Genomic DNA, 4,119 nt, shown 5'->3' on the forward strand with positions numbered 1-4,119 from the left:
ACAGTCATTAGCACGAGCTCGAGAGGGCTACGGTATATTCTGACAGGTGTTTTACCGCTTGTCCCGCTTGATCTAAATGTGAAGCCTCCCTCATCGCGGCTGGGTATGAGGAATCTCTTTATCCCATCCCCCCTTAACAGATCCGAGGGCACGGCAAGCTTAGCGAGGTCTTCCAGCTCTGCTGCATCGGGATCAATTCCGAGATTGGCTAAGAGCTTCTCATAGAACTCACTATTTCTCGCAAAGAATTTCAGAGAGCTTCTCAGTAGGTCTCTCCTAAGGTTTGAAAGGTAGCTGGGTGATTTTTCGAAAAGGCTCTTGTCCTTTGCAAGCTCTACTAGTCTCGTAACGTGTGGGTCGTTGAGAAAACGGCTTTCCCGGGCCTTTCCCTCTAACCATTCGTAGCTTGGTAGACTAGCCATACATGGGTTTCTTCGTTAATTGACAAAATAAACTTTGTCTAATGCTTGAAAAGGAGAACAGAAGTAATTGATAAACCCGTTAGAGTCCCGCCTTTGCTAGAAGATGGCTGAGAGTCATTCCTACGATGAATGCGGGTGTTACTCGAAGCCACTCCTGTATGGTGAGGGGGTGTGTCTGGAATATCGGTTGTAGGGCTGGATGATATATCAGCGCGAGGAGGATGAGGAGCTGGGAGGCAAGGCTTAGAAGTATCCACTTGTCGCGTATTAGAGATGAGTCGATGAGGGGGCCTCTCTTTTTACGCGAGGCTATAAGGTTGCCCATCTGCGCGAACACTATCGTAGCGAAGGTCATTGTGACCCCTGCAATATAAACGTTCGAGGAATAATCGAGTGGAGTGCCGGGATGCCAGCCTGCACTAGTCCAGAGGGATATACAATTGTAGAGGGCGAGCATGGATGCAGTGAAGCCTAATAGGAAGGACCTTATTATCGCCTTCCTGTCAAACAACCTTTCGCTTTTGCTTAGGGGTGGCTCTTCCATGACCCCTGGCTCGGGTGGCTCCCTGCTGAGCCCGATGGATGGTATGACGTCTATAACGAGGTCTATCGCTAGGACCTGTGTGACTGTGAGGGGAAGCGGTATTCCTCCTAGAATAAAGGCGAGAAATGGGAATAGCTCGGCCCAGTTGTGCGCAAAGACGTATGTTACGAACTTCTTGATGTTTTCGAATATAGCCCTCCCGAGTTCTATACCTTTCACTATAGACGCGAAGCTGTCGTCGAGTAGAACGACGTCTGCTACTTCTCTAGCAACGTCTGTGCCTGTTACGCCCATGGCGACGCCGATGTCAGCCTCTTTTAAGGAGGGGGCATCGTTGACGCCATCGCCGACCATGGCTACTACTTCACCGTTACGCTTTAAGACGCGTAGGACCCTGAGCTTTTGTTCAGGGGTGACTCTTGAGAAAATTACTTCCTCTCTTCTAAGTATCTCGGCGAGCTCCTCATCGCTCATCTTCTCAAGCTCTGCCCCCTTTATGATCCTCGCGTTTTCCCCTACGATTCCTACGCTCCTAGCTATTGCCTTAGCCGTGGGTCCGTAGTCGCCCGTCAGTATTATAATCTTGATCCCACCCTTCTTCGCCTTCGCTACGAACTCTGGGACTTCTGGCCTGGGAGGGTCTATTATGCCTATCAAACCGAGGAACACTAACCCTGAGTCGGTCTCAGTGTCTTCACCGTAGGCTACACCGATTACTCTTAGCCCAGCTTCCCCCATCTCTCTTATCTTCTCCTCGACCCGCTTCCTTAAATCCGGAGAGAAGTCTTTAATCTCGCCGTCAACCATGATCTTATTCGAGGAGCTTATCACTCCCCTGGGAGCCCCCTTTAAGAAGAGGACTCTACTCCCGTTCCTCTCGAATATAACGTATATGGTCTTTTTTGAGGGGTCTAGAGAGGAGCGCTTGACCAGCTCGTACTGCCTCAGGAGAGCCTCCCTGTCGAGACCATACTTGAGAGCCGCTATTAGCAAAGCCGCATCGGTGGGATCACCGATAACCCTCCATATTCCCTTGCCACCCTCGGGAGGTTGGAGTTGAGAGTTTGATGAGAGCACAGCAGCGGTTAAGAGTTTTTCTAGGACTGGATCCCTCTGAATACTCGGGGACCGATTTAAGATGAACTCGCCCTTAGGCTCGTAGCCGGAGCCCGTGACCTGGTATTCTCGGTCGTAGACCCAGACACGCGCGACCATCATCTCCCCTTTCGTTATAGTCCCAGTTTTGTCTGTTCCAATCACAGTCACGCTTCCTAGTGTCTGGACAGAGGACAGCCGCTTGACTAGGACGTTGCGCTTAGCCATGTCTACAACCGCAAGGGCTAGGGCCATGGAGACCGTTATCTGGAGGCCTTCAGGGACCAAGGCCGTCATCACACCTATCATAAAGAGCATGCTGTCGTAGAGGGTTTGGTGCAGGAAGACGAAGCTTACTACGAAGAAGATGAAGCCGACCAGCATCGCGATGGAAAATGTGGTTCTCGCGAGCGAGGCTATCTCTTTCTCGAGAGGGCTTTCCTCTTCCTTAACCTCTTGAGTAAGCCTGACAACGTCTCCAAAAGCTGTGCGCTGCCCAGTAGCGAACACGAGCGCCTTCCCGTACCCACGTACAACCGTGGTGCCGGCAAGTATCACGTTGGGCATTTCAAGGTACGAGGAATACTCCTCTTCCAGGTCATCCACAGTCTTCTGGATTGGGACAGACTCGCCTGTAAGGGGAATATTGCTAACCCAGAGGTCGTGCGCCTCTATGAGGACGGCGTCCGCGGGAACCTTGTCGCCTTCCTCTACAATTATGATGTCTCCTGGTACTACTTCGCTTACTGGTATTATAGCTGTCTTGCCTTCGCGTACCACCTTGGCGTATGATGGCATCCATGCTTTAAGCTTCTCGACGGCTTTCTCGGCACGCCACTCTTGCAGCGTGTTAAGGGTAGCGTTAAGAATTGTCAGGACAAGTATTGCTATTCCTAGGTTATTGGACCCTATTGCGAAGGATAGAGTACTCGCTATGAGTAGTAGTAAAGAGAGAGGATCTACTAGGTGCTTTAGAAACTTCTTAAGGTTTCTAAAACGTTCTTTCCTTATCGAGAAGACGTTAAACCCATATTTTGAGAGTCTACGCTTGGCTTCCTCCCAGGTAAGTCCTTCGGGGGATGTGCCTAAAGTAGTGTAGAGCTGCTCTGGGAGCAATGGCCTCATATCTTGCCACCATCACCGGATCACTTGCTCCACGTTATTGACCTGGCTTAATTACCTTTGCTCTAAAGCGTGCATTGTTTGGTTGAACTTGATAAATAAATAAAGGTCAATACCGCAACATCTTTAAAAAATATTGAGAATTATGACCTCCTCCTCGGATGGGTCTATGGCTAGTCGAAATTCTCACTAAGCCAAGCATTTGAATGGGAGAGATATAAGTGGTAATATCCTATCTTAAACCGTCAGCGTAACCCGTACCCAAAATCATTTTTTCACGTGTACTATTTAATTCTCGCCCTTAATAGCCTGAAAGCGGAATCATCACCTTCTACCTTGAAACCGTAAGGGATGATCTTCGCCGCGGTTAAAACCCACTTCTAGGGGACTCGCGTACATCATCGGTTGTAATGGTCGATGAAGAGCCCCACAGGTATTCAACTAGTCTTAAATAGAGCCCTCTGAATCCCTCAGACAAGCGATCCGTCCTAAACCCGGGCTCTTGTTTAGTATCAGCTGAACGTGGTCGGTTTTAGAGGTCTAGGCGTTTTGTTTGTCTTATAAGGTCTAGGTAGTGGTAGAGTGGGGGAAATGACCGCTACTCCAACGGTTATCGTTAAGAACATCGACCTTCGTGTTTTGGCGCCGAGCCTTATCGGCGGTACATTGTGGCTGAGCCTCGATGCTTCTAGGCTTCTAGTCTCGTCTATTGATGCTGGGCTGAGGGTCATGGGTGTTGCTGAACATGCGGTTGATAGTGTTGAGGGTGCTCTGCAGCCTCTAAGTCTGGGCCTCGACAGCCTTCCCCTTAGCCTCAATACTCGAGTCTTTGAAGAGTATTGCACGGCGAGTAGATCTAGAACTCGGTGAGTCAGGGCTCTCAATGACAGTTTATTATTGGCGTGAAAAATTCATACGTCTCAGGCTGCCTGCTGA

2 protein-coding genes and 1 pseudogene are annotated in these 4,119 nt (G+C 49.7%); 1 reads left to right on the forward strand and 2 read right to left on the reverse strand.

Annotated features, from left to right (window positions below; genetic code table 11):
• Together ACP5KC_RS09165 and ACP5KC_RS09170 are read right to left on the reverse strand one after the other, a co-directional pair.
• Positions 1-422, reverse strand: a pseudogene (locus ACP5KC_RS09165) (hypothetical protein); the annotation flags it as partial.
• A 79-nt stretch (positions 423-501) separates the two neighbouring features.
• Positions 502-3,186 (reverse strand): cation-translocating P-type ATPase, encoded by a 2,685-nt coding sequence (locus tag ACP5KC_RS09170; protein ID WP_424737998.1) that lies wholly within the window; start codon positions 3,184-3,186, stop codon positions 502-504.
• A 588-nt stretch (positions 3,187-3,774) separates the two neighbouring features.
• On the opposite strand from ACP5KC_RS09170, the gene ACP5KC_RS09175 reads away from it, so the two are divergent.
• Entirely contained in the window at positions 3,775-4,053 is a 279-nt protein-coding gene (locus tag ACP5KC_RS09175; RefSeq protein ID WP_428287347.1) for a hypothetical protein, read from the forward strand.
• Positions 4,054-4,119 lie beyond the last annotated feature (66 nt).

Source organism: Infirmifilum sp. (assembly GCF_049970975.1).
GTDB lineage: Archaea > Thermoproteota > Thermoprotei > Thermofilales > Thermofilaceae > Thermofilum > Thermofilum uzonense.